Below are 586 nucleotides of genomic sequence, written 5' to 3' on the forward strand. Positions count from 1 at the left end.
GCCGGGTCGAATGCCCCAGCTGTGGGATTCGCGTGGAACAAATGCCCTGGGCCATGGGGAAACGGCCACTGACCAGAGCCTATGGCTGGTTTCTGGCGAGCTGGGCCAGGCGGCTCTCCTGGAAGGAGACGGCGGAAGTCTTCCGAACCTCCTGGGAAAGCGTATTCCGCTCCGTGGAGATGGCGCAAGCGTGTCTTCGGCCTCGTGATAGATTTTGGAACATCCCAGTCCCCAAAATCGACTCGGCCTTTGACAACCTATTTGTGCCCCAGCCGTCCTGGTCACCAAGCACTGCGCAACAACTTCGCAAGCTCGTTGCTGCTCCGTACTTGGCTCCCATATGACTGGACGCCGCGTTCGGATGCCTACTTTGTTTTCCCTCTGGCGCAAGGCACGCCGGGAAAACAGTGCGGCCTCGCGGCTACTGGGGTCTACCAGCCTTCGCTTCGCTCTCCATAGTTGGCAGCGGTTGAATGGGGTCGTGCCCACCAGGATCTCAGCGGGGTGCAGGCCATCGGCATTGATGAGATTGCCTGGAAGAAAGGGCACAAGTACCTGACGCTGGTTTACCAGATCGACGCCCACT

At 59.7% G+C, this 586-nt stretch carries 1 pseudogene; it reads left to right on the top strand.

The features are described from left to right. Positions 1 to 344 (top strand): annotated as a pseudogene (locus ACOCD2_RS25270) (hypothetical protein); the annotation flags it as partial. Between the last annotated feature and the right edge of the window lie 242 nt (positions 345 to 586).

This window comes from Thiolapillus sp., from assembly GCF_048562965.1.
In the GTDB taxonomy this organism is placed as follows: Bacteria; Pseudomonadota; Gammaproteobacteria; order Chromatiales; family Chromatiaceae; genus Thiolapillus; species Thiolapillus brandeum_A.